The organism is Yinghuangia soli (assembly GCF_021502675.1).
GTDB lineage: Bacteria > Actinomycetota > Actinomycetes > Streptomycetales > Streptomycetaceae > Yinghuangia > Yinghuangia soli.
In genome coordinates this window covers 86,079-111,401 of record NZ_JAKFHA010000009.1, presented here as the reverse complement: position 1 = coordinate 111,401, position 25,323 = coordinate 86,079, and the positions used below count along the sequence as shown (strand labels likewise).

The 25,323-nt window shown below is 72.3% G+C and carries 25 protein-coding genes and 1 tRNA gene; 9 read left to right on the top strand and 17 right to left on the bottom strand.

The window, feature by feature from the left end:
• Positions 1-89: 89 nt before the first annotated feature.
• From LZ495_RS17655 to pgsA, 7 genes are all read right to left on the bottom strand, one after another.
• Entirely contained in the window at positions 90-842 is a 753-nt protein-coding gene (locus LZ495_RS17655; protein WP_235053190.1) for a YebC/PmpR family DNA-binding transcriptional regulator, read from the bottom strand.
• Between the two features lie 77 nt (positions 843-919).
• The gene (gene pdxT / locus LZ495_RS17650; RefSeq protein WP_235053189.1) at positions 920-1,525 is read right to left on the bottom strand and encodes a pyridoxal 5'-phosphate synthase glutaminase subunit PdxT; all 606 of its coding nucleotides are present in this window, start codon (positions 1,523-1,525) and stop codon (positions 920-922) included.
• A gap of 130 nt (positions 1,526-1,655) precedes the next feature.
• Positions 1,656-2,558 (bottom strand): pyridoxal 5'-phosphate synthase lyase subunit PdxS, encoded by a 903-nt coding sequence (gene pdxS, locus LZ495_RS17645; protein WP_308268278.1) that lies wholly within the window; start codon positions 2,556-2,558, stop codon positions 1,656-1,658.
• A gap of 173 nt (positions 2,559-2,731) precedes the next feature.
• Positions 2,732-3,280 carry a LemA family protein gene (locus LZ495_RS17640; RefSeq protein ID WP_235053188.1) on the bottom strand — a complete coding sequence of 183 codons (549 nt, stop codon included), beginning with the start codon at positions 3,278-3,280 and terminating at the stop codon, positions 2,732-2,734.
• Positions 3,281-3,284: 4 nt separating this feature from the next.
• Positions 3,285-4,421 carry a glycosyltransferase family 4 protein gene (locus LZ495_RS17635; protein WP_235053187.1) on the bottom strand — a complete coding sequence of 379 codons (1,137 nt, stop codon included), beginning with the start codon at positions 4,419-4,421 and terminating at the stop codon, positions 3,285-3,287.
• Entirely contained in the window at positions 4,418-5,356 is a 939-nt protein-coding gene (locus LZ495_RS17630; protein ID WP_235053186.1) for a phosphatidylinositol mannoside acyltransferase, read from the bottom strand. Before LZ495_RS17630 ends, LZ495_RS17635 begins: the two co-directional genes overlap by 4 nt.
• Positions 5,353-6,006, bottom strand: coding sequence for a phosphatidylinositol phosphate synthase (gene pgsA / locus LZ495_RS17625; RefSeq protein WP_235053185.1), 654 nt, complete (start codon positions 6,004-6,006; stop codon positions 5,353-5,355). Before pgsA ends, LZ495_RS17630 begins: the two co-directional genes overlap by 4 nt.
• Positions 6,007-6,320: 314 nt before the next feature.
• Here pgsA and LZ495_RS17620 point away from each other — a divergent pair, with 314 nt between their 5' ends.
• Positions 6,321-8,483: an elongation factor G-like protein EF-G2 gene (locus LZ495_RS17620; RefSeq protein WP_235053184.1), complete on the top strand. Its 2,163-nt coding sequence runs from the start codon at positions 6,321-6,323 to the stop codon at positions 8,481-8,483.
• A 60-nt stretch (positions 8,484-8,543) separates the two neighbouring features.
• Here the strand turns inward: LZ495_RS17620 and LZ495_RS17615 are convergent, their stop codons facing one another.
• Positions 8,544-9,821 (bottom strand): glycoside hydrolase family 15 protein, encoded by a 1,278-nt coding sequence (locus LZ495_RS17615; protein WP_235053183.1) that lies wholly within the window; start codon positions 9,819-9,821, stop codon positions 8,544-8,546.
• Between the two features lie 268 nt (positions 9,822-10,089).
• On the opposite strand from LZ495_RS17615, the gene LZ495_RS17610 reads away from it, so the two are divergent.
• Both LZ495_RS17610 and LZ495_RS17605 read left to right on the top strand, forming a co-directional pair.
• Complete coding sequence (locus LZ495_RS17610; RefSeq protein WP_235053182.1) at positions 10,090-10,551, top strand: hypothetical protein; 462 nt, start codon at positions 10,090-10,092, stop codon at positions 10,549-10,551.
• Entirely contained in the window at positions 10,548-11,492 is a 945-nt protein-coding gene (locus LZ495_RS17605) for an HTTM domain-containing protein (RefSeq protein ID WP_235053181.1), read from the top strand. Before LZ495_RS17610 ends, LZ495_RS17605 begins: the two co-directional genes overlap by 4 nt.
• On the opposite strand, the gene LZ495_RS17600 is transcribed toward LZ495_RS17605, so the two are convergent.
• Both LZ495_RS17600 and LZ495_RS17595 read right to left on the bottom strand, forming a co-directional pair.
• Entirely contained in the window at positions 11,462-11,863 is a 402-nt protein-coding gene (locus LZ495_RS17600; RefSeq protein WP_235053180.1) for a thiol-disulfide oxidoreductase DCC family protein, read from the bottom strand. The genes LZ495_RS17605 and LZ495_RS17600 overlap by 31 nt on opposite strands.
• A gap of 38 nt (positions 11,864-11,901) precedes the next feature.
• Positions 11,902-12,450 carry an HIT family protein gene (locus LZ495_RS17595; RefSeq protein WP_235053179.1) on the bottom strand — a complete coding sequence of 183 codons (549 nt, stop codon included), beginning with the start codon at positions 12,448-12,450 and terminating at the stop codon, positions 11,902-11,904.
• A 184-nt stretch (positions 12,451-12,634) separates the two neighbouring features.
• On the opposite strand from LZ495_RS17595, the gene LZ495_RS17590 reads away from it, so the two are divergent.
• Entirely contained in the window at positions 12,635-13,189 is a 555-nt protein-coding gene (locus tag LZ495_RS17590) for a hypothetical protein (protein WP_235053354.1), read from the top strand.
• A gap of 85 nt (positions 13,190-13,274) precedes the next feature.
• Here the strand turns inward: LZ495_RS17590 and thrS are convergent, their stop codons facing one another.
• From thrS to LZ495_RS17575, 3 genes are all read right to left on the bottom strand, one after another.
• Positions 13,275-15,254, bottom strand: coding sequence for a threonine--tRNA ligase (thrS, locus tag LZ495_RS17585; protein WP_235053178.1), 1,980 nt, complete (start codon positions 15,252-15,254; stop codon positions 13,275-13,277).
• 77 nt (positions 15,255-15,331) lie between these two features.
• The gene (locus LZ495_RS44895; protein WP_235053177.1) at positions 15,332-16,852 is read right to left on the bottom strand and encodes a DUF4153 domain-containing protein; all 1,521 of its coding nucleotides are present in this window, start codon (positions 16,850-16,852) and stop codon (positions 15,332-15,334) included.
• Entirely contained in the window at positions 16,849-18,672 is a 1,824-nt protein-coding gene (locus LZ495_RS17575) for a DUF4153 domain-containing protein (RefSeq protein WP_235053176.1), read from the bottom strand. Before LZ495_RS17575 ends, LZ495_RS44895 begins: the two co-directional genes overlap by 4 nt.
• 428 nt (positions 18,673-19,100) lie before the next feature.
• On the opposite strand from LZ495_RS17575, the gene LZ495_RS17570 reads away from it, so the two are divergent.
• From LZ495_RS17570 to LZ495_RS17560, 3 genes are all read left to right on the top strand, one after another.
• A complete protein-coding gene (locus LZ495_RS17570) occupies positions 19,101-19,511 on the top strand; it encodes a hypothetical protein (protein WP_235053175.1) in 411 nt (136 codons plus the stop codon).
• Between the two features lie 114 nt (positions 19,512-19,625).
• Positions 19,626-20,327, top strand: coding sequence for a thioredoxin-like domain-containing protein (locus LZ495_RS17565; RefSeq protein WP_235053174.1), 702 nt, complete (start codon positions 19,626-19,628; stop codon positions 20,325-20,327).
• A complete protein-coding gene (locus LZ495_RS17560; protein WP_235053173.1) occupies positions 20,324-21,025 on the top strand; it encodes a DUF305 domain-containing protein in 702 nt (233 codons plus the stop codon). The genes LZ495_RS17565 and LZ495_RS17560 overlap by 4 nt, the downstream gene beginning before the upstream one ends.
• 161 nt (positions 21,026-21,186) lie before the next feature.
• Here LZ495_RS17560 and LZ495_RS17555 read toward each other — a convergent pair whose 3' ends face one another.
• From LZ495_RS17555 to LZ495_RS17545, 3 genes are all read right to left on the bottom strand, one after another.
• Entirely contained in the window at positions 21,187-21,840 is a 654-nt protein-coding gene (locus tag LZ495_RS17555; RefSeq protein ID WP_235053172.1) for a DedA family protein, read from the bottom strand.
• Positions 21,841-22,023: 183 nt separating this feature from the next.
• Positions 22,024-22,095, bottom strand: a tRNA-Val gene (locus LZ495_RS17550).
• 92 nt (positions 22,096-22,187) lie between these two features.
• Entirely contained in the window at positions 22,188-22,649 is a 462-nt protein-coding gene (locus tag LZ495_RS17545) for a TIGR02611 family protein (RefSeq protein WP_372498585.1), read from the bottom strand.
• Positions 22,650-23,030: 381 nt separating this feature from the next.
• On the opposite strand from LZ495_RS17545, the gene LZ495_RS17540 reads away from it, so the two are divergent.
• Positions 23,031-23,444, top strand: a complete 414-nt coding sequence (locus LZ495_RS17540; protein ID WP_231779752.1) for an SsgA family sporulation/cell division regulator — start codon at positions 23,031-23,033, stop codon at positions 23,442-23,444.
• Positions 23,445-24,177: 733 nt separating this feature from the next.
• On the opposite strand, the gene LZ495_RS17535 is transcribed toward LZ495_RS17540, so the two are convergent.
• Positions 24,178-24,684 (bottom strand): hypothetical protein, encoded by a 507-nt coding sequence (locus LZ495_RS17535; RefSeq protein WP_235053171.1) that lies wholly within the window; start codon positions 24,682-24,684, stop codon positions 24,178-24,180.
• Positions 24,685-24,790: 106 nt separating this feature from the next.
• Between LZ495_RS17535 and LZ495_RS17530 the strand changes: the two genes are divergently transcribed.
• Positions 24,791-25,291: a DsbA family protein gene (locus tag LZ495_RS17530; protein WP_235053170.1), complete on the top strand. Its 501-nt coding sequence runs from the start codon at positions 24,791-24,793 to the stop codon at positions 25,289-25,291.
• Positions 25,292-25,323 lie beyond the last annotated feature (32 nt).

The following is a 25,323-nucleotide window of genomic DNA, read 5'->3' as shown; positions in this document are numbered from 1 at the left end:
CATGCGAAGGGGCCGACCGCAAGTACGGTCGGCCCCTTTCGCGTTGCCTGTTTCGCGTTGCCTGCCGGTCCGCGGACCGGCTGCGTGCCTCAGGCGTCGATCTTCTCCATGACCTCGTCGGACACGTCGAAGTTCGCGAAGACGTTCTGCACGTCGTCGGAGTCCTCGAGCGCCTCGATCAGGCGGAAGATCTTGCGGGCGCCCTCTTCGTCGAGCTCGACGGTCACGCTCGGCATGAAGTTCGCCTCGGCGGAGTCGTAGTCGATGCCCGCCTCCTGGAGCGCGGTGCGCACCGGGATGAGGTCGGAGGCCTCGCTGACGACCTCGAACGCCTCGCCGAGGTCGTTGACCTCTTCGGCGCCCGCGTCGAGCACGGCACCGAGGACGTCGTCCTCGGACAGGTCGTTCTTGGGCACGATCACGACACCCTTGCGGGTGAACATGTACGACACCGAGCCCGGGTCGGCCATCGAGCCGCCGTTGCGCGTCATGGCCACGCGGACGTCCGACGCCGCGCGGTTGCGGTTGTCGGTGAGGCATTCGATGAGGACCGCGACACCGTTCGGACCGTAGCCCTCGTAGGTGATCGCCTGGTAGTCCGCACCGCCGGCCTCGGCACCGGAGCCGCGCTTGACGGCGCGGTCGATGTTGTCGTTCGGGACCGAGCTCTTCTTCGCCTTCTGGATGGCGTCGTACAGCGTCGGGTTCCCGGAGATGTCACCGCCGCCGGTCCGCGCCGCCACCTCGATGTTCTTGATGAGCTTGGCGAAGAGCTTGCCGCGCTTGGCGTCGACGACGGCCTTTTTGTGCTTGGTGGTCGCCCACTTTGAGTGGCCGGACATCCGCCTCTACTCCTTCAGGTCACCTGTTCATGCCGCGGCCCGGAGGCCACGGCAATGATCCTACCGAGACGCGGGGGTCACACCGCGTCGCGGACCAGGTCCACGAAGTACGCGTGGACGCGGCGGTCGCCGGTGAGCTCGGGGTGGAAGGACGTGGCGACCAGGTTGCCCTGCCGGACCGCGACGATCCGCCCGGCGTACGGCTCGGCGCCCAGCGTGGCCAGGACCTCGACGCCGGCGCCCACCGACTCGACCCAGGGGGCGCGGATGAACACGCCGTGCACCGGCGCGTCGGGGGTGGGGGCGAAGTCGACGTCGGCCTCGAAGGACTGGTTCTGCCGGCCGAACGCGTTGCGGCGCACGGTCATGTCGATGCCGCCCACGGTCTCCTGGTCCTCGCGGCCGTCCAGGATCTTGTCGGCCAGCATGATCATGCCGGCGCACGAGCCGTAGACCGGCATGCCGGCCTTGACGCGGGCGCGCAGCGGCTCGAACAGGCCGAAGGACAGCGCGAGCTTGGACATGGTGGTCGACTCGCCGCCCGGGATCACCAGCGCGTCGAGGTCGTCGAACTCCTCGGCCTTGCGCACCGGGCGGGCCAGCGCGCCGGCCTCGGCGAGGGCGACGGCGTGTTCGCGCACGTCGCCTTGGATGGCGAGCACGCCGATGGTGGGTGAAGACACTGCGACCTCAAGGGAGTTGTACGGGATGTGCGGGCGGGCGCGGGGCGGCACGGGGCCGGGCCCGGCAGCCGTACGGCGACCGGGCCCGGAGGGATGCTGCGGGTTCTACGACGGCCTGGTCAGGCGGTCGTCACCAGCCGCGGCCGGCGTAGCGCTCGGACTCGGGGAGCGTGTCGATGTTGATGCCGACCATGGCCTCGCCCAGGCCGCGCGAGACCTTGGCGATGATCTCCGGGTCCTCGAAGTGCAGCGTGGCGTCGACGATGGCCTTGGCGCGCTTGGCCGGGTCGCCGGACTTGAAGATGCCGGAGCCGACGAAGACGCCCTCGGCGCCGAGCTGCATCATCATCGCGGCGTCGGCCGGGGTGGCGATGCCGCCCGCGGTGAACATGACGACGGGCAGCTTGCCGAGCTCGGCGACCTCCTTGACCAGCGCGTACGGCGCCTGGAGGTTCTTCGCGGCGACGAAGAGCTCGTCCTCGTCCAGGGCCGCAAGCTTCTTGATGTCGCCCAGGATGGTGCGCATGTGGCGGGTCGCCTCGACGACGTTGCCGGTGCCGGCCTCGCCCTTCGACCGGATCATGGCCGCGCCCTCGGCGATGCGGCGCAGCGCCTCGCCCAGGTTGGTGGCACCGCAGACGAAGGGGGTGGTGAACTTCCACTTGTTGATGTGGTTGGCCTCGTCGGCCGGGGTCAGCACCTCGGACTCGTCGATGTAGTCGACACCGAGCGACTGCAGGACCTGGGCCTCGACGAAGTGGCCGATGCGGGCCTTGGCCATGACCGGGATCGAGACGGCCTCGATGATGCCGTCGATCATGTCGGGGTCGGACATGCGGGCGACGCCGCCGTCCTTGCGGATGTCCGCGGGGACCCGCTCGAGGGCCATGACCGCGACCGCACCGGCGTCCTCGGCGATCTTGGCCTGCTCGGCGTTGACCACGTCCATGATCACACCGCCCTTGAGCTGCTCGGCCATGCCGCGCTTGACCAGTTCAGTGCCGGTCTTGGGGCTTTCGGGGGTGGTGGACACGCTGGACCTCTTCACGACGGGGATGACGTAACGGCTCCATCGTACGGGTGATCGGTACTGCTTCTTCGTGCCACTCCGGGGGCGAAAAACCGGACCACTTGACAGAGTGCAAAGTGGTCCTGGACACCCCGTCCCACCCTGTCGGCCACTCCCCGGCCCTTGCCGCGGCCGGATCAGCCGGTCGCGGTCCCCCCGGGCAGCAGCGTCGGCGGCTCCTCGTCGTCCATCTCGAACGTCACCGGGTACGGCGCGTGACCGGCCAGCCGCAGGTAGCGCACCAGCCGATGCCGGCGCACCGCCCGCGCCGAGCGTACGGCGTCATTGTGGAACCGCCGCGCCATGGGCACCCGCCGCACCGCCGTCTGCAGCTCCCCGACCAGCTCGTCCCCACCGAGCCGGGCCCGCAGGTCCTCCACCTGCCCCGGCTCCTCGAACACGATCCGCAGCGCCCGGGTCAGCTCGCTCTCCGCTATCTCCCGATCGTCCTCGGCCGCCCCCCGCGCATCATGCGCGGCCCCCGCCAGCACCAGCGAACTCGCCGGATCCAGCAGCCCCGACGTCGCAATCTCCAACGCGATCGAAGCCCGCCGCACCAACTGCGCATCCAACGCCGCCCGCGTGGAGTCCACCCGAGCATGCAGCCGATCCAGCCGCCCGGCCGTCCAGCTCAAGTAGATGCCCACCGCGACGACCGCGATGATGATCCACACGGCTGTCATCATCGGTTCAATCCCCCGGTCCGAGAAGGGAGTCGGCGCCTGCGGTGACGGTTTCGTAGACGCCGAGGATGTCGGCGCCGACGGTTTCCCAGTCGTAGCGGCGGACGTGGCGGCTGCCGATGTCGCGGAGTTCGGTGCGGCGGGCCGGGTTGCGGAGGAGGGTGATGGCGGCGTCCGCGAGGGCGTCGGCGTCCTCGTTGTCGAAGAGTTCGCCGGCCCGGCCGCCGTCGAGGACCTGGCGGAAGGCGTCCAGGTCGCTGGCCAGGACGGGGGCGCCCGCCGACATGGCCTCGACGAGGATGATGCCGAAGCTCTCGCCGCCGGTGTTGGGGGCGACGTAGACGTCGACGCTGCGCAGGAGGCGGGCTTTTTCCGCGTCGCTGATCATGCCGAGGAAGGTGACCTGGCCGCGGAGGGCGTCCGGGAGGTCTTCGGCGGCTTCCTCGGCGTCGCCGCGGCCGGCGACCAGCAGGCGTACGCCGGGGAAGGCGGCGGCGATCTTCGGGAAGGCGGCCATCAGGACCGGCAGGCCCTTGCGGGGTTCGTCGATGCGGCCGATGAAGCCGAGGGTGGGGGCGACCGCGGTGCCCTGCCAGGCGGGGTCGGGTGCGGCATCCGCGAAGAACGCCACCTCGACGCCGTTGGGGATGACCACCGCGTCGCCGCCCAGGTGTTCGACCAGGGTGCGGCGGGCGTACTCGCTCACCGCGATGCGCGCGCTGATCTTCTCCAGTGCAGGCTGCAGGATCGGGTACGCGGCGATCATCGCGCGCGAGCGCGGGTTGGAGGTGTGGAACGTGGCGACCACCGGGCCGGACGCCGACCAGCAGGCGAGCAGCGACAGGCTCGGGGTGGCCGGTTCGTGGATGTGCAGGACGTCGAAGTCGCCGTCGTGGATCCAGCGGCGTACGCGCGCGGCGGACAGGAAGCCGAAGTTGAGCCGGGCCACCGAGCCGTTGTAGCGCACCGGCACCGCGCGGCCCGCGCCCACCACGTAGGGCGGCAGCGGGGTGTCGTCGTCGGCCGGGGCCAGCACCGATACGTCGTGCCCGCGGGCGATCAGCCAGTTCGCGAGGTCGCGGACGTGGTACTGCACGCCGCCCGGAACGTCCCACGAGTAGGGGCAGACGACGCCGATCCTCACGCGCCGGCCCCGTTCTTCGGTGCGTTCTGCGCGATCCGGGCCAGGCGTTCCGCATCCAGGTCGGACAGCCACAGCCGCTGCAGCATGTGCCAGTCCTCGGGGTGCGTGCGGATGCCGGCTGCGAAGGCGTCCGCGACGCCCTGCGTCATGGCCGCGATTTTGGCCTTCCGGTCGCCTTCCGCCGGCACCTCGACCACCGGGTGCAGCGTCGCGTGGATGCCGACCTTCCGGTACGCGAGAGTGACCGGGATCAGGGCCGCGCCGGTCTGCAGCGCGAGCGCCGCGGGCCCGGCCGGCATCCGGGTCTCCTCGCCGAAGAACTCCACCGGGATGCCGTTGCGGGTCAGGTCGCGGTCCGCGAGCAGGCAGATCAGCCGGCCCTCGCGCAGCCGCCGGGCCAGCACCCCGAAGGTGTTGCCGTCGCCGCCGGTCAGCGGCAGCACCTCCATGCCCAGCGAGGTGCGGTAGTCCAGGAACCGCTCGTACAGCGACTCGGGCTTGAGCCGCTCGGCGACCGTGGTGAACGGGTAGCCGCGCGCGGTGATCGCGGCGCCGGCCAGGTCCCAGTTGCCCATGTGCGGCAGCGCGAAGATGACGCCCTTGCCGCGCGCGGAGGCCTCTTCGAGGCGGTCCAGGTGGTCCAGCGTCATGCGCTCGAGGACGGTCTTCTCGTCCCAGACCGGCAGCCGGAAGGCTTCCTGGAAGTAGCGCAGGTAGGACCGCATGCCCTTGCGGGAGACCGCGCGGATCTCCGCGTCGGAGGCGTCGGGCAGCACCCGCCGCAGGTTCTTCTCCAGCTGCTCGACGCTGTCGCCGCGCCGGTACCAGACGGCGTCCGCGATGCCGTTGAACGCCGTTGCCGCCACCGGCTCCGGCAGCCATTTGAGCAGCGACCAGCCCAGTCCGTACCCCGCGTCGACCAGGCGCTGCTTCACGCCGCGCCACCGCCCTCCGGGGCGGACCCCGGCCTGGTCATCTCCAGGCCGTCGGCTTCCTTCCGGACCGCGAGCATGCGCTGGAAGATGGTCACGAAGCTGCCGACCGCGATGCCCCACAGGGCGATCTCCTGGATCCACGGCACGCCCAGGCCGGACAGGCCGGTCGCGACCAGCACGCCGACCAGGCGCTCGGCGCGTTCGACCAGGCCGGACACGTCGCACTTGAGGCCCAGGCTCTCGGCGCGCGCCTTGGTGTACGAGACGACCTGGCCGGAGGCCAGGCAGAACACGCACAGCACGGCCAGCCGCAGGTTGTCGCCGTCGCCCGCGAACCAGACCGCCAGCGCGCCGAAGATCGCGGCGTCCGCGACCCGGTCGAGCGTCGAGTCGAGGAACGCGCCCCACTTGGTGGACTTGCCGATCTGGCGGGCCATGTTGCCGTCGACCAGGTCGGAGAAGATGAACGCGGTGATCACCAGCGTGCCGACGAAGAAATGCCCGAACGGGAAGAAGATCAGCGCGCCGACCACCACGCCGAGCGTGCCCAGCAAGGTGACGGTGTCGGGGCTGACCCCCTTGCGGACGAGGAAGCTCGCGAACGGATTGAGCACGCGGGTGAAGAAAGCGCGTGCGTATTTGTTGAGCATCGCCTTCCCGAAGGATCGCCTGGGGACCGTGTGGAAACGCGGACGCCGCGGGATCCCGGTGACCCCACGCCGGGTCCGCCCGGTGACGCCATCGTACTGACGCGACCACACGGTGATGTCCCCCCGTCCACCGGGCGCGCCGCGATGGCACCGGGCGGGTTGTCGGGCGCAGACTTGAAGGCGGGTGGCCGTGCGCTCTTGTGCTCGCCCCGCTTTGGGCGGAAAGCTGCCCGTGAGGAACCGGATGTGCGGACTTGAGAGGCCGACTTCCCGGCCTTTTCCGCACCTCCACGACGTTTAAGGAGGTGGGCGCATTGGCGGACAGGTCTGGCGGTTCAACCGGGGCCGCAGGCGTAGGCCCTGCCGTGGACGGCCCCGGCAAGGTACGCAACGTCGTGCTCGTCGGCCACACGGGCGCCGGAAAAACGACGCTCGTGGAGTCCCTGCTCGTGGCGACCGGAACCATCACGCGCCCCGGTCGCGTCGAGGACGGAACCACGGTGTCCGACTTCGACGACATCGAGCATCGCCAACACCGCTCGGTGTCGCTGTCGCTCGCGCCGGTCGAGTTCGACGGTGTCAAGATCAACCTGCTCGACACCCCCGGGTACGCCGATTTCGTCGGCGACCTGCGGGCCGGCCTGCGTGCCGCGGACGCCGCGCTCTTCGTGATCTCCGCGGCCGACGGCGTGGACGGCTCCACGCGCATGCTGTGGGACGAATGCGCCGCGGTCGGCATGCCGCGCGCGCTCGTGGTCACCAAACTCGACTCGGCGCGCGCCGACTTCGACGAGATGACGGCGATCTGCCAGCGCGTCTTCGGGGACGGCGACACCGACCGCGTGCTGCCGCTCTATCTGCCGCTGCACGGCGACGACGAGAGCGTGGTGGGCCTGATGGGCCTGCTCACCCAGCGCGTCTACGACTACTCGTCCGGCACCCGGGAAACCCGCGATCCCGACCCCGAGCATCTGCCGCTCATCGAGGAGGCCCGCAACCGGCTGATCGAGGCGGTCATCGCGGAGAGCGAGGACGAATCGCTCATGGACCGGTACCTCGGCGGCGAGGAGATCGACGTCGACACGCTGGTCGCCGACCTGGAGCTGGCCGTCTCGCGCGGCTCGTTCTACCCGATCCTGGCGACCTCGACGGTCAACAACCTGGGCAGCATCGAGCTGCTCGAAGGCATCGTGCGGGCCTGCCCGACGCCGCCGGAGCACGAGGTGCCGCCGGTCACCACCCCCGAGGGCAAGCCCTGCGAGCCGCTGACCTGCGACCCCGAGGGCCCGCTGGTCGCCGAGGTGGTCAAGACGACCTCCGACCCGTACGTCGGGCGCATCAGCCTGGTGCGGGTCTTCTCCGGGACGCTGCGCCCGGACATGACCGTGCACGTCTCCGGGCACGGCCTGGCCGACCGCGGGCACGAGGACCACGACGTCGACGAGCGGGTCGGCGCGCTGTCCTCGCCGCTCGGCAAGACGCAGCGCCAGCTCGGCCGCGGCATCGCGGGCGATGTCGTGGCGGTCGCCAAGCTCACCCGCGCGGAGACCGGCGACACGCTGTCCGACAAGGACCACCCGATGCTGATGGAGCCGTGGGTGATGCCCGACCCGCTGCTGCCGGTCGCCATCCAGGCGCACAGCAAGGCGGACGAGGACAAGCTGTCCCAGGGGCTGGCCCGGCTGGTCGCCGAAGACCCCACGCTCCGCCTCGAACACAACCCGGACACACGGCAGTTGGTGCTGTGGTGCATGGGCGAGGCGCACGTGGACGTCCTCCTCGACCGGCTGCGCACCCGCTACGGCGTCGCGGTGGACGCGATCCCGCACAAGGTGTCGCTGCGCGAGACCTTCGCGGGCAAGGCCGCCGGTCGCGGCCGGCACGTCAAACAGTCGGGCGGGCACGGCCAGTTCGCGGTGTGCGAGATCGAGGTCGAGCCGCTGCCGAACGGGGCCGGGTTCGAGTTCGTCGACAAGGTCTTCGGCGGTTCGGTGCCGCGCCAGTTCATCCCGTCGGTGGAGAAGGGCGTGCGGGCGCAGATGGCCCGCGGCGTGGCGGCCGGGTTCCCGGTGGTCGACCTGCGGGTGACGCTGGTGGACGGCAAGGCGCACTCGGTCGACTCGTCCGACATGGCCTTCCAGATGGCCGGCTCGCTGGCGCTGCGCGAGGCCGCGGCGGCGGCCCAGGTCCACCTCCTCGAGCCGGTGTCCGAGGTGCAGATCATCGTGGCCGACGAGTACGTCGGCGGCGTGATGAGCGACCTGTCCTCGCGGCGCGGCCGGGTGGTCGGCACCGAACCGGTGGGCGCCGGGCGGACGTCGGTGCGCGCCGAGGTGCCGGAGATCGAGATCAGCCGGTACGCGATCGACCTGCGCTCCATCTCGCACGGCACCGGGCAGTTCGGCCGGTCGTACGTGCGGCACGAGCCGATGCCTCCGCAGCTGGCGGCGAAGGTGAAGGCCGAGCACGCGGCCTGATCCGGCGGCCGCGGGACGCCCGAGCGCGCAGCGGGCGCCCCGCGGCCGGACCGCCGCGGTTCAGCCGGGCAGTACCGGCAGCGGTGTCTCCTGCGCGGCCAGCGCCAGCACCACGGTCGCCGCGGTCCAGGCCAGCGGCGCGACCGACGCCGGGCGGCCCTCCGCATCGACCTTCTCCGGCAGCGAGCCGTAGCCGGTGCGGTGCCGGTCCAGCCAGGCCAGCCGCCGGTCGGCGGCCTCGCGCGCGCCGCTCGCCGCGTCGAACAGCGCGAACGACGCCGTCTCCGGGGTCCACGCCACATCCTTGCGCCCGCGCCAGTCGCCGCCCGGCAGGATGCCGCCGTTGGGCAGGGTCAGCTCCTGCTCGGCATCGCGGACCGCGGCGGTCACGTCGGCGGCGGGCGCGGCGAACGGCGGCCCGAGCCAGGTGACCGCGGTGTCCGCGCCGCTCCGCGCGGTCGGCGTACGCGGGTACCCGTGCGGCCCGAATGTGCCGCGCACCCCGGCGGCGAGCCGGTCCGCGGCCTGCGACCAGCGCTGCGCCGCCGCGCTGTCGCCGCGCTTGGCGGCCAGGTCGGCGGCCCCGCGCAGCCCGGCCAGGAGCGGTGCGGCGGTGCCCAGCGTCACCTGGTCGGTGCGGGTCTCCCAGTAGTCCGGCCCGGCGGGCGGCAGGCCGTTCCCGCGCAGCGACCCGGCCGCGCGGTCGGCGGCCGCGGCCACGGCCGGCCACAGTTCGTCCAGTGCGGCGGCCGCCGCGGGGTCGGCCGGTGCCTGGTAGGCGTACCAGAACCAGACCGCCCAGGGCACCCAGCCGCTGCCGTCGAGCTGGGCGGTACGCCCGTCTCCGACGTGGCCGCCGTCGAGCCGGTAGCGGGCCTCCCACGTGCCGTCCGCGTTCTGCAGGGCGGCGAGCCTGCGCAGTACGGCGAGCGCGTCCGCGCCGTGGCCGGTCGCGGTGTACGCGGCGGCCACCCAGGCGGCGTCGCGCGGCCACATGTAGTCCCAGACCGGGTGCCAGGCGGCCGCGACCGTGCCGTCCGGGGAGGTGAGCAGCCGCAGGTCGAGCAGCGCCCGTTCGGCCATGCCGCGGTACGCCGCGCCGCCGGGGATCCGCCCGGCGGCGAGCCAGGCGGCCTCGGCGGCGTCCGGCTGCCCGGGGTCCGCATCGCCGGGCAGCGACCGCCGGCCGCCGGGTGCCGCGGGGTCGGCGGCGACGCCGCCCTGCAGCAGCCTGGGCACGGGTTTGCCGGCCGGGCTGTCCGCGGCGGCGATCGCGATGCCGCCGCACAGCACGGCGGAGGCCGCCGTGATCGCGACCCACCGTGCTCCGCGCCGCATGCCCTGCCCGCCTTTCCGCGTCCCGTCGGCGCAGGTGGCGCAGCGGGTCCGGCCGTCTGCCGACCAGTGTGAACCGTTGTGATCAGTGTATGAACGCCGCGGTGTGCGCAGCGTGCGGCACGCCCCCGTTTGTGGACAGCCCGAGCCCCGGACGCATACTCGGTAGGTAGAGTTGGCCGGTCGGTCCGGGCATCCGCAGCACTCCGGACCGCCATCCCGACGATGGCGCGGCGAACCGCGCGCCGACTCAACTCCCGGGGGACCACCAGTGACTTCCGCGCCCGCGCCGGCGAGATCGCTGTCCGCGTTCCAGCGATGGTGGCGGGGCCTCGCGGCGGCGCTCGGCATCGCCCTGATCGTGCACGGCAGCCTGCTCGGGAACGACGACCAGTTCCCGTTCGCGCCGATGTCGATGTTCGCGTTCCGCACCGACCCGAACGGCAACATCGACGCGCACTACCTGGAGGCCGACACCGACGCGGGCACCCGCATCAAGGTGCCGATGTCGCGGAACGGGGCCGGCATGGGCCGGGCCGAACTCGAAGGCCAGCTCCTGAAGATCATCGCCGACCCGGCGCTGCTGCAGAACATCGCGGACACCCAGCGCCGCCTGCAGCCGGGCCTGCCGCACTACACGCACGTCTACGTCATGCGCGACCGCACGGTGCTGCGGGACGGCGCCAAGGACCACACGGTCACCGAGCAGCTGGCGGATTGGGCGGTCAGGTGAGCACGCAGACATCCGTACCGGACTCCCCGGCCGGCCCCGCGCCGCAGCAGGCCGCGGCGGGCGGCTCGCGCCTGGGCGCCGCCGCCGGGGCGGTCCGCCGCTGGTGGTTCGCCCCGGTGCCCGGCTCGCGCATCGCGTGGGTGCGCGCGCTGGTCTACCTGTTCGTGCCGTACGACATCCTGGTCATCACGCAGGACGTGAAGGGCACCGCGGCGCTGCCCGGGGAGTTCTACCAGCCCACGATGCTGGCCCGCTGGCTGCACCTGCCCACCCCGACGCCCGGCATCGCCGACACGCTGCAGTGGGTCCTGCTGATCGCCGCACCGCTGGCCGCGACCGGGCGCTTCCACCGCTCGCTCGGCTTCCTGGTGGCCGGGGCGTTCACCTGGTGGCAGTTGATCAACATGGGCTACGGCAAGGTCGACCACGACCACTTCGCGCTGGTCATCGCGGTGTGGGTGCTGCCGACCGCGGGCCGCGCCCGGTTCCGCGACGACACCCCCAGCGAGGCCGCCACCTGGACGCTGCGCTGCATGCAGGTCGCGGCCATCTCGACGTATTCGCTGGCTGCCTGGGCCAAGATCCGCGAGTCGGGCTGGGGCTGGGCGAGCGGCGCGACACTGCTGTGGGCCATCGAGCGCCGCGGCACCCCGTTCGGCAAGTGGTTCCTGGACCACCCGGACCTGCTGCGGCTGAGCCAGTGGGTGGTCTTCTTCGCCGAACTCTGCTCGCCCGCCATCCTGTTCCTGCGCCGCTGGTGGCTCGCCGCCGCGCTGGTCTTCTGGCTGGGCTTCCACCTGATGACGTGGCTGCTCGTCGGGATCCACTTCCTCCCGACGGTGATCTGCCTGACCGCCTTCGTCCCCTGGGAGAAGTTCCGGGCGGGCCTCGGCGGCCTCGCCCGGCGCTCTCAGGCGGCGGTGCCGGCCCCCGGACGCTGATCGGCGGGCAGCGCGCAGGCCGGCGTGCCGCCGGGCAGGTTGTAGCGGTTGTCGGCGATCAGCCGGTACACCTTGGCGGCCACCGCGTTCACCGGCGGGATCTGCATGAACGCGCCGGGCACCGTCCACACGCCGCGCTCGTAGGACAGCAGCTTGGCGACCGCCTCGGCGCCGCCGTACACATCGCCGGTCGGCGTGACCAGCAGCACCTCGTGCATGGCGCGCTCCGCGGTCACCCCGAGTTCGTCGAGGTCCGCGAACTGCCATGCGGTGACCTCGACGTCGGGGTCGATGTAGCGCTCCATGACCTCGACCGACTTCGTGCAGAAGCCGCAGTCGCCGTCGTAAACCAGTACCGGACGAGTGGTCACTGTCTCTCCCCATTCCGGGTTCGCGCGGACGCGCACGGTCAGTCGGTGGGCCAGGCGTCGGCGATCATCGCCCGGGTGTCGGCCAGCAGTTGCGGCAGGACCCGGGTGTGGCCGATGACCGGCATGAAGTTGGTGTCGCCGCCCCAGCGCGGCACCAGGTGCTGGTGCAGGTGCGCGGCGATGCCCGCGCCCGCGACGTGGCCCTGGTTCATGCCGATGTTGAAGCCCTGCGCGCCGGAGGCCTTGCGCAGCGCGGTCATCGCCCGCTTGGTGAACTCGGCGAGCTCCGCGGTCTCCGGCTCGTCCAGGTCGGTGTAGTCGGCGACGTGCCGGTACGGGACGACCATCAGGTGGCCGCCGTTGTACGGGTACAGGTTGAGCACCGCGTACACGCTCTCCCCGCGCCGCACGACGAGCCCGGCCTCGTCGTCCATCTGCGGAATCGCGCAGAACGGGCAGCCGTCGTCGGCCGCGGGCCCGGTCGGCTTGTTCTCGCCCTTGATGTACGCCATGCGATGCGGCGTCCACAGGCGCTGGAACGCATCCGGCTCGCCCACCCCGTCTTGCTGCTCCGGCTCGCTCGTCATGATTCGAATCCTATGACGCGCGGCCGCCGCGTTCGGCGCACGGGGGCACTCCCGGGCGAGGACTGACGATGCATCAGACCTGGCATCAGACCTTGGTCGCAGCCGCGGTACGCGTGCAGGTGGACGCGGCGCCGCCCGGCGCGCGGCAGACTCGACGGCGGGACGGCGACGACGGGGGTTTCCGATGGGGACGGGCAAGCGGCCGCTCGGCGCCGCGGCAGGCGGCCTGGCCGCGGTCGCGGTGGTGGCGGTGGCGGCGTACGCGGTGGCGGGCGTCGCGGAGCGCGAGATGGGCAAGGAGAGCGTCGAGGACGCCCTGTACCGCTGTGATCCGGTCCGCACGGACGCCGCCGCGCTGTCCGCCCGCTTCCCGGAGCTCGGCCGACTGGCCTCCGCGTCGTGGTGCGTGCAGGCTCTCGGCAGCCCCGAGTACGGCTCGCTGCGCTCCCCCGACCGCGAGGACCTCGTCTACTACGCGGTGGCCCGCGTCCCGGCCTCGGCGCTGCCGGGCACGCCCGGCGCGTGGCATGCCGCCCCGGACGCCCCCGCGGACCTGCCGGCCGCGCTGCGCGCGCTGCTCCCGGCGTCCGCGGCGTCCTGGCTGCGCAACTCCGGCGGGGCGTACGCCGACCCGGCCACCGGGACCGTGGTGATCGCGGGCCTGGTCCCGGCCGACCCGGACGCGCCCCCCGCGCCGCTGCCGAGCCCGCGGACGCCCGCGGGTCCGCTGTCGCGCTGACCGGGGGCCGCGCCCGGCCGCCGCACGAAAGCGGCGGGGCCGGCATCCGCGTACGGATGCCGGCCCCGCCGGAGCGCGGTGCGGATCAGACCTGGACCCGGTCCTCGACCGCCTTGACGATCTCGGCGACCGCCTCGTCGACCGGGATGCCGTTCTTCTGCTCGCCGTTGCGGTAGCGGAACGAGACCGCGCCGTTCGACGCATCCTCGTCGCCCGCGAGCAGCATGTACGGCACCTTGGCCTTCTGCGCGTTGCGGATCTTCTTCTGCATGCGGTCGTCCGCCATGTCGATCTCGACGCGGATGCCCTTGGCGCGCAGCTTCGCCGCGACCTCCTGCAGGTACGGGATGTGCGCGTCGGTGATCGGGATCCCGACCACCTGCACCGGCGCGAGCCACGCCGGGAACGCACCCGCGTAGTGCTCCAGGAGCACCGCGAAGAACCGCTCGATCGAACCGAACAGCGCCCGGTGGATCATGACCGGGCGGCTGCGGTTGCCGTCCGCGCCCTGGTACTCCAGCTCGAACCGCTGCGGCAGCTGGAAGTCGACCTGGATGGTCGACATCTGCCAGGTGCGGCCGATCGCGTCCTTGGCCTGCACCGAGATCTTCGGGCCGTAGAACGCCGCACCCGCCGGGTCGAGGACCAGTTCGAGGTTCTGCTTCTCGGCCGCCTTGCGCAGCGTCTCGGTGGCCTCCTCCCAGTCCTCGTCCGACCCGATGAACTTCTCCGGGTCCTTGGTCGAGAGCTCGAGGTAGAAGTCCTCCAGGCCGTAGTCGCGCAGCAGGTTCAGCACGAAGGTCAGCAGCGAGTCGAGCTCGCCGGCCATCTGCTCCTTGGTGCAGTAGATGTGCGCGTCGTCCTGGGTGAAGCCGCGGGCCCGGGTGAGGCCGTGCACCACGCCCGACTTCTCGTACCGGTACACGGTCCCGAACTCGAAGAGCCGCAGCGGGAGTTCACGGTAGGAACGGCCGCGCGCCCGGTAGATCAGGTTGTGCATCGGGCAGTTCATCGGCTTGAGGTAGTAGTCGACGCCCTCGTCCAGCTGCATGGGCGGGTACATGCCGTCGGCGTACCAGTCCAGGTGGCCGGAGAGCTCGAACAGCTTCCCCTTGGTCGCGTGCGGGGTGTAGACGAACTCGTAGCCCGCCTCCTCGTGCCGGCGGCGCGAGTAGTCCTCCATCACGCGGCGGATGATGCCGCCCTTGGGGTGGAACACCGCCAGGCCCGACCCGATCTCCTCCGGGATCGAGAAGAGGTCCAGCTCGTTGCCGAGCTTGCGGTGGTCGCGCTTCTCGGCCTCCTCGAGGAAGGTCAGGTGCGCCTTGAGGGCGTCCTTGCTCGGCCACGCGGTGCCGTAGACGCGCTGCAGCTGCTTGTTCTTCTCGCTGCCGCGCCAGTACGCCGCCGCCGAGCGCATCAGCTTGAACGCCGGGATGTTGCGGGTGGTCGGCAGGTGCGGACCGCGGCACAGGTCCTTCCAGCACAGCTCGCCGGTCTTGGCGTTCAGGTTGTCGTAGATGGTCAGCTCGCCGCCGCCCACCTCGACGTTCGCGCCGTCGTCGGCGGTCGCGTCGGACCCCTTGAGGCCGATCAGCTCCAGCTTGTACGGCTCGCCGGCCAGCTCGGCGCGCGCGTCGTCGTCGGCGACCACGCGCCGCGAGAACCGCTGCCCCTGCTTGATGATCTCCTGCATCTTCTTCTCGATGCTCTTGAGATCGTCCGGGGTGAACGGCACCGCGACGTCGAAGTCGTAGTAGAAGCCGTCCTTGATGGGCGGGCCGATGCCCAGCTTCGCCTCCGGGAACAGCTCCTGCACGGCCTGCGCCATCACGTGCGCGGTGGAGTGCCGCAGGATGTCCAGGCCGTCCGCGGAGTCCATCGCCACGGGCTCGACCTCGTCGCCGTCGGCGACCTGGTACGCGAGGTCCTTCAGCACCCCGCCGACCCGGGCGGCCACGACCGAGCGGTCGCCGTCGAAGAGATCGGCGGCCGTCGTGCCGGTGGCCACCAAGCGCTCTTCCCGCTCCGGGTCGCGTTTGATGATCACTCGGGCGTCGGACACAGCCTTCTCCTGACATGTTGGCCTGATGATGTGGCTCCGATGCTATCGGGGTGCGGAGGTGGATCGCGCCTCGGTTATCACCGGGAAGAGTCACCGCGGTACTCGCGGCTCTCGCACGCCGGACCGGCCAGCGGCGGGCGCTCGGCGAGCAGGTCCCGGGCCCGGCCGCGCGCGAGGTTCGTCGCGTACCACGGCTCGGCGGCGGCCAGATCGCGGGCGATCGGGCGCAGCAGGCAGGACCGCTGCGGCTCGGGCAGCTTGTCCAGCCACGGCACCGCGTCGGCGCCCAGCCCCTCGATGTCGCGGACGTCGACGACGCCCGACTCGCGCTGCCGCTCGACACCCACCCGGGCGATCAGCGCGTCCGGCGAGAGCGCGCCGAGGGTGAGCAGGATCGCCGCTCCGGACGCCCCGGCCAGCCGCGGCAACCGGCGCGCCGCGCGCGCCCACGGGCCGGTGGCCAGGATCAGCACCAGCAGCACCCCGAGCCACAGCTCCAGCGTGGCCGCGCAGATCCGCAGCCGGGTCAGGCCGGAGTAGTCGACGTACAGCTGCAGCCGGTGCAGTGCGGAGACCACCACGGCCAGCGCCAGCACGCACAGCGTGCCCAGCAGGGTCTCGAAGAGCCGGCGGCCGGGCGCCCCGCGCGCCGGGCCGAACCGCGATGCGGCGGCGGCCACGGCGAGGGTGAGCGCGGTGACGACCAGCAGCGTGAAGAACCCCTGCCGGGCGTACTCGGCGTAGTTCATGCCCTGGTCGGCCAGCACGTCGTGGTAGCCGTCGAAGACGACGACCGCGATCTGCACGAAGACGAACACCGCGAAGACCAGGTCGAGCACGAGTAGCGGCAGTGCCCACTCGACGGCCTTGGGCACCCGCAGGCTCCGCGGCTCGGGCTCGGGCCGGTGCGGCCGGGCCGCCAGGCACGCAGCCCCCAGCGCGACGCTCGCCGCGACCGCGCCGAGGATCCAGCGCCCGGTGTGCGCCATCGGGTCGACCGCCTCGGCCGCGTCGGCCGCGTCGTCGAGCCAGGACCCGACCACGGCGTCCGCGGCCGCGAACAGCCCTCCGAAGAGCAGCAGCACCGCGGCGGACAGCCCGAACGCCACGGCGAGCGAACCCGCTGCGGTCCGCTGCGGGACCCGCCGGACCAGCCCGTCCGCAGCCCACTGCCAGCCGGCCCGGACCGCACCGGGCAGGACGAACGGCCGGGCGAGCATGCCGCGCCAGCCGCGCGGACCGGTGAGCGCGAGCGTGCCGAACCCGAACGCGGCGACCGTGGTGAACGGGTGCAGCCAGCTGTCGTCGCGGAACAGCGGCAGCGCGGCGAACCCGAGCGCGGCCGCGGCCCAGACCGCACCCCACCCGTGCAGCCGGCCGCCGCGGGCCCGGCGGGCGGCAGCCGCGCCGACCGCGGCGAGCAGCGCCGCGATCAGCAGGTTCGCGCCGAGCGCGGAGGTGAAGGTGAACGCGGCCCAGACCCCGGCGGCGAGCGCGGCGACCGGCACCGCGACCGGGATGGGGACGCCCGGGATCCCGGAACCGCCCCTGCCGTCGGCCCCGGTTCCGGGGCCGAGCAGGTCGACCGGCGCGGTCACCGTTCCGCTGCCCGGCTGCCGCCCGCCGGCCCGGGTGCGGACGGCAGCGTCGATGCACACGACGCCGACGCGTCCGCCGGCCGGTCCGCCAGGATGCGCTTCGCCCGTTCGAACGCGATGCTGCGTGCGTACCAAGGGCGTTCGTCGTCGGACAAGTCGCCCGCGATGTCGCGCAGCGCACAGGAGCGGTACGGCTCGGGCAGCCGGTCGAGCGCGGGCACCGCATCGACGGACAGGCCCTGCACGTACGCGAGGTCCAGTTCTCCAGTGCGCTCGAACAGCTTCACGCGCTGGTCCGCCACCATCGCGTCCGGCGACGCCGCGGCCAGCCCCGCGACCAGGACCAGCAGCGCCGCGGCCGCTGCCCGGGGCAGCGCGGCGGCGACCGGCCGCCGCACCAGCGCAAGCAGGACCAGCAGCACGACCACGCACATCCACAGCTCGGCGCCGGCCATCACCAGGCGGCTGCGGTCGAGCCCGAAGTCGTCGATGTAGTGCCGGGTCCGGTACAGGCTCGCCGCGCCCACCACGAGGGCGAGGACGCCGAGCACCGCGACGAGGCGCTTGGCGAGCCTGCGGTCCTCGGGGCGGTCGCGCGGCACGGCGTACATGGTCAGCGCGATCACCGCGAGCGTGAAGACCGTGGCCCACAGCAGTTGCCAGAACCCCTCGCGGGCGTACTCGGCGCGCGTGGTGCCGGCGTCGTCGAGCAGCGCGTCGTGGCCGCCGAAGAGCACCACCGACTGGACCGCCGCGAATACCAGGAACATCGCGTCCAGGACCACGAGCGGCAGCACCCACTCGATGCGGCCGCGGACCCGGATGCGCGGCAGTGCCGGAGTGCGCCAGAACGGCCGGTCGTCCTGCGGCGGCCGGACCGCGGCCAGCGCGGCCCCGGCCGCGAGTGCGGCGCCGAGCGCGGCGAACACCAGGGCCAGCACGAACCCGGCCCCGGGGACCAGCCCCTCCAGCAGTTCGGTGAAGACCGCGTCCGCGGCCGCGAACAGCGCGGCGAACACGGCCGTCACCACGGCCGTCACCGCGAGCGCGCGCACCGCGGCGCCCAGGCTGCCGGCCCGCCGCGGCAGGACCGCGGCCAGGCCGTTGCGCAGCCAGGCCAGCCCGGACGGCACCGTCGCCAGGACCGCGAAGGGCCGCGTCGCCAGCTGCCAGCCGCTGCGGCCGCCGCCCAGGGCCAGCGAGGCGGCCCCCAGCGCGGCGGCGAGTGCGACCGCATGGAACCAGCCCGCACCGCGCCACATCGGCATCGCGGCCAGGAAGAGGCCGACAAGTGCCAGGGCCGCGGTCCACGGCCGCAGACGCCGGCCGCTCCCCCGCACTGCCACGGCCGAGGTGGCGGCCGCCGCGACCGACACGATCAGGACGTTCGCGCCGAGCCCGTCCGAGGCCGTGAAAAGCCCGGCGGCCAGCGCGGTCGCCCCCGCCACGGCCAGCACCGGGACCGGGGCTCCCGGGCGCTCGGCGTACGGCGGCTTGTCGGGGCGCGCGTACCACTCCGGGACCGTGCCGGGCGGGCCGAACGCCTCGAACGAGCCGAACGGCCGGTCGGGAAACTCCGGCGCATCGCCTGCCCCACCCGTCCCGGCAGGTTCACCCGGCCCCTCGCCGCCTGCCTCCTCGCTGCCCGGTGCCTCACTGCCGGGTCCTGCGCCGCCCGATCCTGCGCCGCCCGGCTCTGCGCTGTCCGGCTCTGCGCTGTCCGGTTCCGCGCTACGCGGCTCCCCCGGTTCGCCGGGCGGCCGGTACGGATCGAAGGAGTCGTCGCCGCCCGGTATGCCGCCTCCCGCACCGCCGCTCATGCCCGGCTCCCGGCCCGCACGGCAGCGACCCCGCGCCGCGGCTCCCGCGCATCCCCTGCCCGCAACTGCCCGCCCATGCCCACCCCTTCGCCATTCCGCCCGGCGGTGCGGGATACCGGCAGGCCTCCCCCGCAGGCGGCTGACGAGTCACGCTAGGGAACGGATATGCGGGTTCCCGGGGCCTTCTGCGCAGCATTCGTGAAGATCATGTGCGGACTCCTGGGACGCCGCGGTTCCGGCCCGTCCGCGGCCGCTTCCCGGCCACCCCCGGCCGCTCCCCCGAGGCCGCCTCAGGTCGCTCCCCTGGGCCGCCATCACCCGCCAAATGACCGCTTCGTTGCGACTTGCGCGGCACCGCCTTCCCTTTCGATCCGGCAAATATGCCTCCCGACTCTGGAACGTTCACTCGTTCGGGTGAGAATGGGTCCGTGAAGCATCGGACGGAGCACCAGGCCGCACCGCTGCGGCCCGCCGTCCGTGCGCTGTCCGTGGCGCTGCTCATGCTGGCCGCACTCATCGGCGGGGCCTTCCCCTCGCACGCCGAGGCCTCCGCTTCCGCGCACCCGCAGCCCGGGGCTGCGGGGCCGGTGGTCCCGGCCGCCTGCCCGTTCCATGCCAGCAGTCCGCAGGACTCGCAGGGCCGGCCGGGCGGCTGCGGCACCGAAACCCACGTGTGCACGCCGTCGACGAGCCCGCCGATCCCGCCGGTGCTCCCCGCACCCCTCGGATCGTTCGTGCCGCCGTGGCTCGTCGACCCGGACGGCGCCGGACCCGCGTTCGCGCCCGCCGCGAGCGCCGTCCCCACCGACTTGACGGACCTCTGCGTCAGTCGCACCTGAGCGGTCTCCCAGCGCCGCCCGCACCGCATCCGCCGCCGTCCGCGGCGCAGCGCCCGGCGCTCTCGCTCGTCCATCGACCGCCAAAAGCAATGCGACATTTCCCCGGAGGGGACCATGGGGCCGCAGTCCGGCACCTCGAAGAAGCAGACGAAGAACGCCAAGATGGCCGCCGCGCGCCAGCGCGTCGCCGAGCAGCGCGAGCGCGAAGCCAAGGCCGCGCGCCGCCGCTCGATCATCATCGGCTCGACCGCCGCGCTGGTCGCGGGCGGTGTGATCGCCGGCCTCGCCGCCGTCGTCCTGACCGAGGACGACAAGGGCGGGTCCTCCGGCGGCTCGATCGTCGCCAACGTCAAGCCCGCGGGCTCGAACGGCGGCAGCCCGATCCAGGGCGTCACGGCGTGGGTCGCCGAGCAGGGCCACGAGCCCAACAAGAGCATCACCTACGAGCAGGTCCCGCCGGTCGGCGGCGAGCACCACCCGACCTGGCTGAACTGCGGCATCTACAGCAAGCCGGTCCCGCAGAAGAACGCGGTCCACTCGCTGGAGCACGGCGCCGTGTGGATCACCTACTCGCCCACGCTGCCCGCCGACCAGCTCGAGAAGCTCAAGGCGTTCGCCAAGCAGGACTACATGCTCCTGAGCCCGCACGAGGGCATGTCGAGCCCGATCACGCTCAGCTCCTGGGCTCTGCAGCTCAAGGTCGACAACGCGGACGACCCGCGGATCAAGACCTACATCGACACCTACCGCAACAACAAGGACACCACCCCGGAGTACGGCGCGTCCTGCAGTGGTGGAACGGGGAAGCCGGAGTGACCCCCCGCACCAAAGCGGCGGCGCTCCTCGCCGCCGCGGTCTTCGGGCTGCCCGCACTCGCGGCGTGCTCGTCCGACGGCGACAAGAGCCCGGCACCCACCGCGCCGATCGTGGACGCTCGGGGCCCTCGGGCCGAGGTGGCGAACCCGCCGTCCACCACCTCGGTGGACGCCGGATTCGCCCGCGACATGAAGGTCCACCACACGCAGGCCGTCGAGATGTCGTTCATCGTGCGCGACCAGACGCAGGACGAGGCCACTCGGCGCCTGGCGTACGACATCATCACCACGCAGCAGAACCAGATCGGTCAGATGACCGGCTGGCTCGACCTGTGGGGTCTGACCCAGACCACCACCGATGCGCCGATGAAGTGGATGTCGGCGGAGGGCATGGCCGCGATGGGCGGGCACGCGATGGCGCCCGGTCAGACCATGCCCACCGGCCCCGACACGCCGCAGATGCCCGGCATGGCCACCAAGGCCCAGCTCGAGCAGCTGCGCACGTTGAAGGGCCCGCAGGCCGAAGTCCTGTTCCTGCAGCTGATGATCACGCACCACCAGGCGGGTGTGGCGATGGCGCAGGACGGCCTGAACCACGCCCAGAGCGACACCGTCAAGGCGCTCGCCAAGGGCATGGTCAACGGCCAGAAGTCCGAGATCGACCTGATGCGCACCATGCTCGCCGAGCGCGGCGCCTGACGGCCGGACAAGGCCTGACGAAAGACCGGACGCAAAAGGGGCCGGGTGCCGGGGACAACTCCCCGGCACCCGGCCCTTCGCTTTCGTCTTCGCGTCTGCCTTGGCGTCCGTCACATCCGCCGCATCCGCCGTCCTCTCGGACCGCTTCGCGCCGCCTCCGGTCAGCCGGCCTCCGCTCCGGCTTCCGTGGCGACCTCGGCGGCCGCGAGTTCGGCGCCGGCTATTCGGCGCCGGCGCCACACCTTCACGATGCGCGCAGGTATGCCGACCAGCAGCGGCACCGAGGCGCCCAGCAGCATGCCGCCGACCGCCACGAAGATCGGGCTGTCGTGCACGAACTTCCCGGCCAGTGCGCCGAGGGTCAGGGCGTACGACACGGAGACCATCGCTCCGACCATCGTCGCCGCCCGGAACTGCCGCAGCGGGTAGCCGACCCGGCCCGCGAGGATGTTCACCGCGGTACGCCCGCCGGGCAGGAAGCGGGTCGCCACCAGCGTCGCCATGCCGCCTTTGTTGAGCGCCCGCTCGGCCAGGTCGAAAGCCTTCTGGCGGCGCGGGCCGAGCGTCATGTCGCCGCCGCGGCGCAGACCGGCCCGGCCCACCGCATATGCGCACTGGTCGCCGATGAACGCCCCGACCGCAGCCAGGACGAGCACGAGCGCCAAGTACCCGAAGTTCCCGCGGCCCACCGCAGCCGACGCCATCACCAGCTCGTCGCCCGGGATAATCGGTACGACGGAGTCGGCACAGACGGTCAGCGGCAGTACGAGCCACAGCCAGGGCGAGAACAGCAGGCCTGTTCCGGCCGCGGTCACTGTGTGCCTCCGGTCCACCGGTTTGTGCAGGGATGGTCGGTGTCGGTCACTGACAGATCATTACGTGCCGCCTCGTGAGACCCGACAGCGGGTCCCGTCTTGCGGCTGGTGCGGCGCGCCTTGCTTCCGGTCCGGAAAACGCCGAAGGCCCGATCCTCGCAAGAATCGGGCCTTCTGCCTGGGTGGGCGATACTGGGATCGAACCAGTGACCCCTTCGGTGTGAACGAAGTGCTCTCCCGCTGAGCTAATCGCCCAGGCGCTGGAAGAACCTTACCGCATGCCCGGAGGTGCCACGCACCGCCGCGGAGCGCGCCCGGCAGGTACTCGGCACGTACCCGGCGTGTACTCAGGAAGGCAGCGCGAGGCCGTACTTCCACAGGTAGAGCCCGGCCGCCGCGGCGATCAGCACGACGCCGACGATCAGGATGATCAGGTTGCGCCGCCGGGTCTTCGGGTCGAGCGCCCGCTGCGCGGCCTTCGTCGCCTGGTCCTTGGTCCACAGCAGGGTGCGCTGGGCCCACACGAACTCGGTGCCGAGGATCGCGAGGCCGACCAGGACCGCGGGGATGCCCGGACCGGGGATCACCATCATGATCAGGCCCGCGACGATGACCGCGAAGCCGACGATCGCGACACCGATCTGCCACGTCAGGTGCAGCGTCCGGGAGCGCTTGATGAACTGGGGCGCGCGCGAAGTGTGCCCGCGCTGCTGCGGGACCTTGGACTCTTCGGCGGGCTCCATGGCGTCCGGTGCGTCGGTCTCGGCGGTGGGCGCCCCGTTGGCGGCGCCTGCGGCCCCCGTGTCCATCCTTGGTACCCCTTTCTCCGTGCTGTTACTGCGCGCGGTGCGTAAACGTCGTCTGCGGAGGCACAACGCTACAAGGGGGCGCACGCGACGGCACAGACCCGGGCGTACACAGGTTCGGACGCGCCCGCCGGGAAGGCCCCGGGAAGGCGCCCCGCGATGCCCCCGGCAAGACCGCGCGGCAGACCCGGCACCCGGGCCGTGCCACGGCCCCGCAAGGCGCTCTGCCACCCCTTTGACGGGTTTCGCGAGGACTTCGCTCTTAAGGAGTACCCAGAGCCGCGTATATCGGGCAACGACGTTTACGAACCGCGCGTAGGTGGGATGTTGCGAACGCCGAGTGCGAATCCCCGAGCGCACACTGAGCGAAAGGCCATGGCGCTTATGAACACCACGGTCAGCTGCGAGCTGCACCTGCGCCTCGTCGTCTCCGCCGAGTCTTCGCTTCCCGTCCCCGCGGGACTGCGCTACGACTCGTCGGACCCCTACGCGGTGCATGCCACTTTCCACACGGGTGCGGATGAGACGGTCGACTGGGTGTTCGCCCGCGACCTGCTCGCCGAAGGGCTGCGCCAGCCCTCGGGCACCGGAGATGTCCGCGTGTGGCCGTCCCGAAGCCACGGTCAGGGCATCGTGTGCATCGCGCTGAGCTCTCCCGAGGGCGAAGCGCTCCTCGAGGCCCCGGCCCGGGCCCTCGAATCGTTCCTGAAGCGCACCAACGCCGCGGTCGCGCCGGGTGCCGAACACCGGTACTTCGACCTCGACCGCGAGCTGTCCCAGATCCTCGCGGAGAGCTGACCGGCGCTCCGCCGCCTCGGCAGGACCTGTTCCCCGGTCTCCACGGACCGGCCCGGACCTGCGGAAACGGTGGCAGCGGCGAACTGCTCTCGTGACACTCAGGGCCGGCCGGACCTCCCACTCGGGGAAGAGGGTCCGGCCGGCTCCGCCGCTTCCGGCGGCCATACCGCCGCGCCTGCACGAGTGCGGGGCGCGGCTTCCGATGCCGTCCTGCGGCCTCCGGCGGGCTGTCCCGGCCCGGCCGGATCTCGCTGCGGGCTCCCCTGGTGCGCGTGGGCTGCGCAGGCCTCTGCGGGCGCCTGAGCGGGTCGTACGCGGGTTCCCGAGGCCTCTCGTACAACTCCTGGCGCAGGTCCCGACGCGCGGCTCTCGTCGGCGCGGCCGAGGGTGCGCAGTGGATGTCGACGAGTCCGCATTTTCGCGGAACCGCGTCCTATCCGGTTCGACTCGCGTTCGAGTCTGGTTCGAGTCCGGTTCGAGTTGTGCTCGTAACCGATTGAACTTCCCGGTTATTCGCGCATACATATCCGCACGCGCGCATCAACCGGTCAATGTGCGCACAAGGAGCCGGTGAGGGAAATCCCTCGTCGGCATCGCGGCGCCGACGCCGCGCGCAACTCTGCAACTCCCGGATAAGTGACCAGGTTCACAAGCAGTTCTCCGGCATAGGGCGGACGAACGGCAATTCCGACGGCATGTTCCGGCCGCCGCGCACCGGGTGCAGGTGCCGCGGTCAGATTCCGCGGCGGCGCAGGATCTCCTCGATCTCCGCGAACTCGTCGCCCGCTCCGCTGCTGCTCCCCCGCCGCGCCCGCGGCTGCTTCGCGGGCTTCGGCGCCGCGGCACCTGCCGCCGGCGCCGCCCCGGTCAGGGAGCGCCCGGACGCGCCGGACAGCCCTGCCGGATCCGCGGCCGCGCCGGAGCCTGCGTCGCCCGAACGCCGCGACCCGAGGGTGCGGACCAGCAGGAGCAGCGAGAACGCCACCACGAGCACCGCCACGCCCGCCCAGGCCCGCATCCCGAAGACCAGGTCGGTCGCCCAGTCCGCGGTCGCGTCCACAACCCGCCGGCCCAGCGTCGCCAGACCGGTCAGGAACAGCCCGGTCGGGATCAGCGCCAAGCCCACCCAGCGCGTCGCCCGCAGGTAGCTGTCCTGCTGTACCGCGCGTACCGCGAGCACCAGCCCGAGCCCTGTCAGGGCCGCGCACACCGCCCCTGTCACCACTCCTGCGCCGGACATCTCGGGCTCCCTCCGCGTCAAGACCCTTCCATAGTGCCCGGCGCGCAGGGCTGCGGCGTCGTCCGCGCGTACGAGGTGCCGCGTCCTCCCTGGGAGAATCTCGGTCATGAACGCTCCCGTACTGCCGCGGCTGCACTTCTGGTGCGAGCTGCAATGCCCGGACTGCCGCACCGCGCTGGACGATCTGGCCGCGCTGCGCGCCGAGTTCGGCCCCGGACTCGACATCGAACTGCGGCACTTCCCGCTGGAGAAGCACAAGCACGCGCACCTCGCCGCGCAGGCCGCCGAGGAGGCGCGCGCCCAGGGCCGGCAGTGGGAGTACGTGGCGGCGGTGCTGGCGCGCGTCGAGGAACTGGCCGCCGCGAAGGGGGCCGCGGCGGAGCGGTTCCTCGTCGGCGTGGCCCGCGAACTGGGGCTGGACGCCGACGAGATGGAGCTCGCGCTGATCGACGGGCGGCACATCTTCCAGGTGGACGCGGACGAGGCGGAAGGCACCGCGATCGGCGTCACCGGGACGCCGACGTACGAGGTCGCGGGCAAGCTGCTGGACGGCAGCAAGGACCAGACCGGGCTGCGCGAGCAGGTCGCCGAACTGCTGCGCGGCTGACGGCGGTCCCGGGCGCAGCATCCCGGGTGCGG

Excerpts from the sequence above, each read along its gene's own strand:
- LZ495_RS17545 (WP_372498585.1), bottom strand. The coding sequence starts at position 22,649 with ATGGACACGGGGGCCGCAGGCGCCGCCAACGGGGCGCCCACCGCCGAG.
- LZ495_RS17535 (WP_235053171.1), bottom strand. The coding sequence starts at position 24,684 with ATGTCCGGCGCAGGAGTGGTGACAGGGGCGGTGTGCGCGGCCCTGACA.
- LZ495_RS17655 (WP_235053190.1), bottom strand. The coding sequence starts at position 842 with ATGTCCGGCCACTCAAAGTGGGCGACCACCAAGCACAAAAAGGCCGTC.
- pgsA (WP_235053185.1), bottom strand. The coding sequence starts at position 6,006 with ATGCTCAACAAATACGCACGCGCTTTCTTCACCCGCGTGCTCAATCCG.
- LZ495_RS17540 (WP_231779752.1), top strand. The coding sequence starts at position 23,031 with ATGAACACCACGGTCAGCTGCGAGCTGCACCTGCGCCTCGTCGTCTCC.
- LZ495_RS17615 (WP_235053183.1), bottom strand. The coding sequence starts at position 9,821 with ATGCGGCGCGGAGCACGGTGGGTCGCGATCACGGCGGCCTCCGCCGTG.
- LZ495_RS17565 (WP_235053174.1), top strand. The coding sequence starts at position 19,626 with ATGGGGCCGCAGTCCGGCACCTCGAAGAAGCAGACGAAGAACGCCAAG.
- LZ495_RS17640 (WP_235053188.1), bottom strand. The coding sequence starts at position 3,280 with ATGATGACAGCCGTGTGGATCATCATCGCGGTCGTCGCGGTGGGCATC.
- LZ495_RS17595 (WP_235053179.1), bottom strand. The coding sequence starts at position 12,450 with ATGACGAGCGAGCCGGAGCAGCAAGACGGGGTGGGCGAGCCGGATGCG.
- LZ495_RS17575 (WP_235053176.1), bottom strand. The coding sequence starts at position 18,672 with ATGAGCGGCGGTGCGGGAGGCGGCATACCGGGCGGCGACGACTCCTTC.
- LZ495_RS17590 (WP_235053354.1), top strand. The coding sequence starts at position 12,635 with ATGGGGACGGGCAAGCGGCCGCTCGGCGCCGCGGCAGGCGGCCTGGCC.
- LZ495_RS17530 (WP_235053170.1), top strand. The coding sequence starts at position 24,791 with ATGAACGCTCCCGTACTGCCGCGGCTGCACTTCTGGTGCGAGCTGCAA.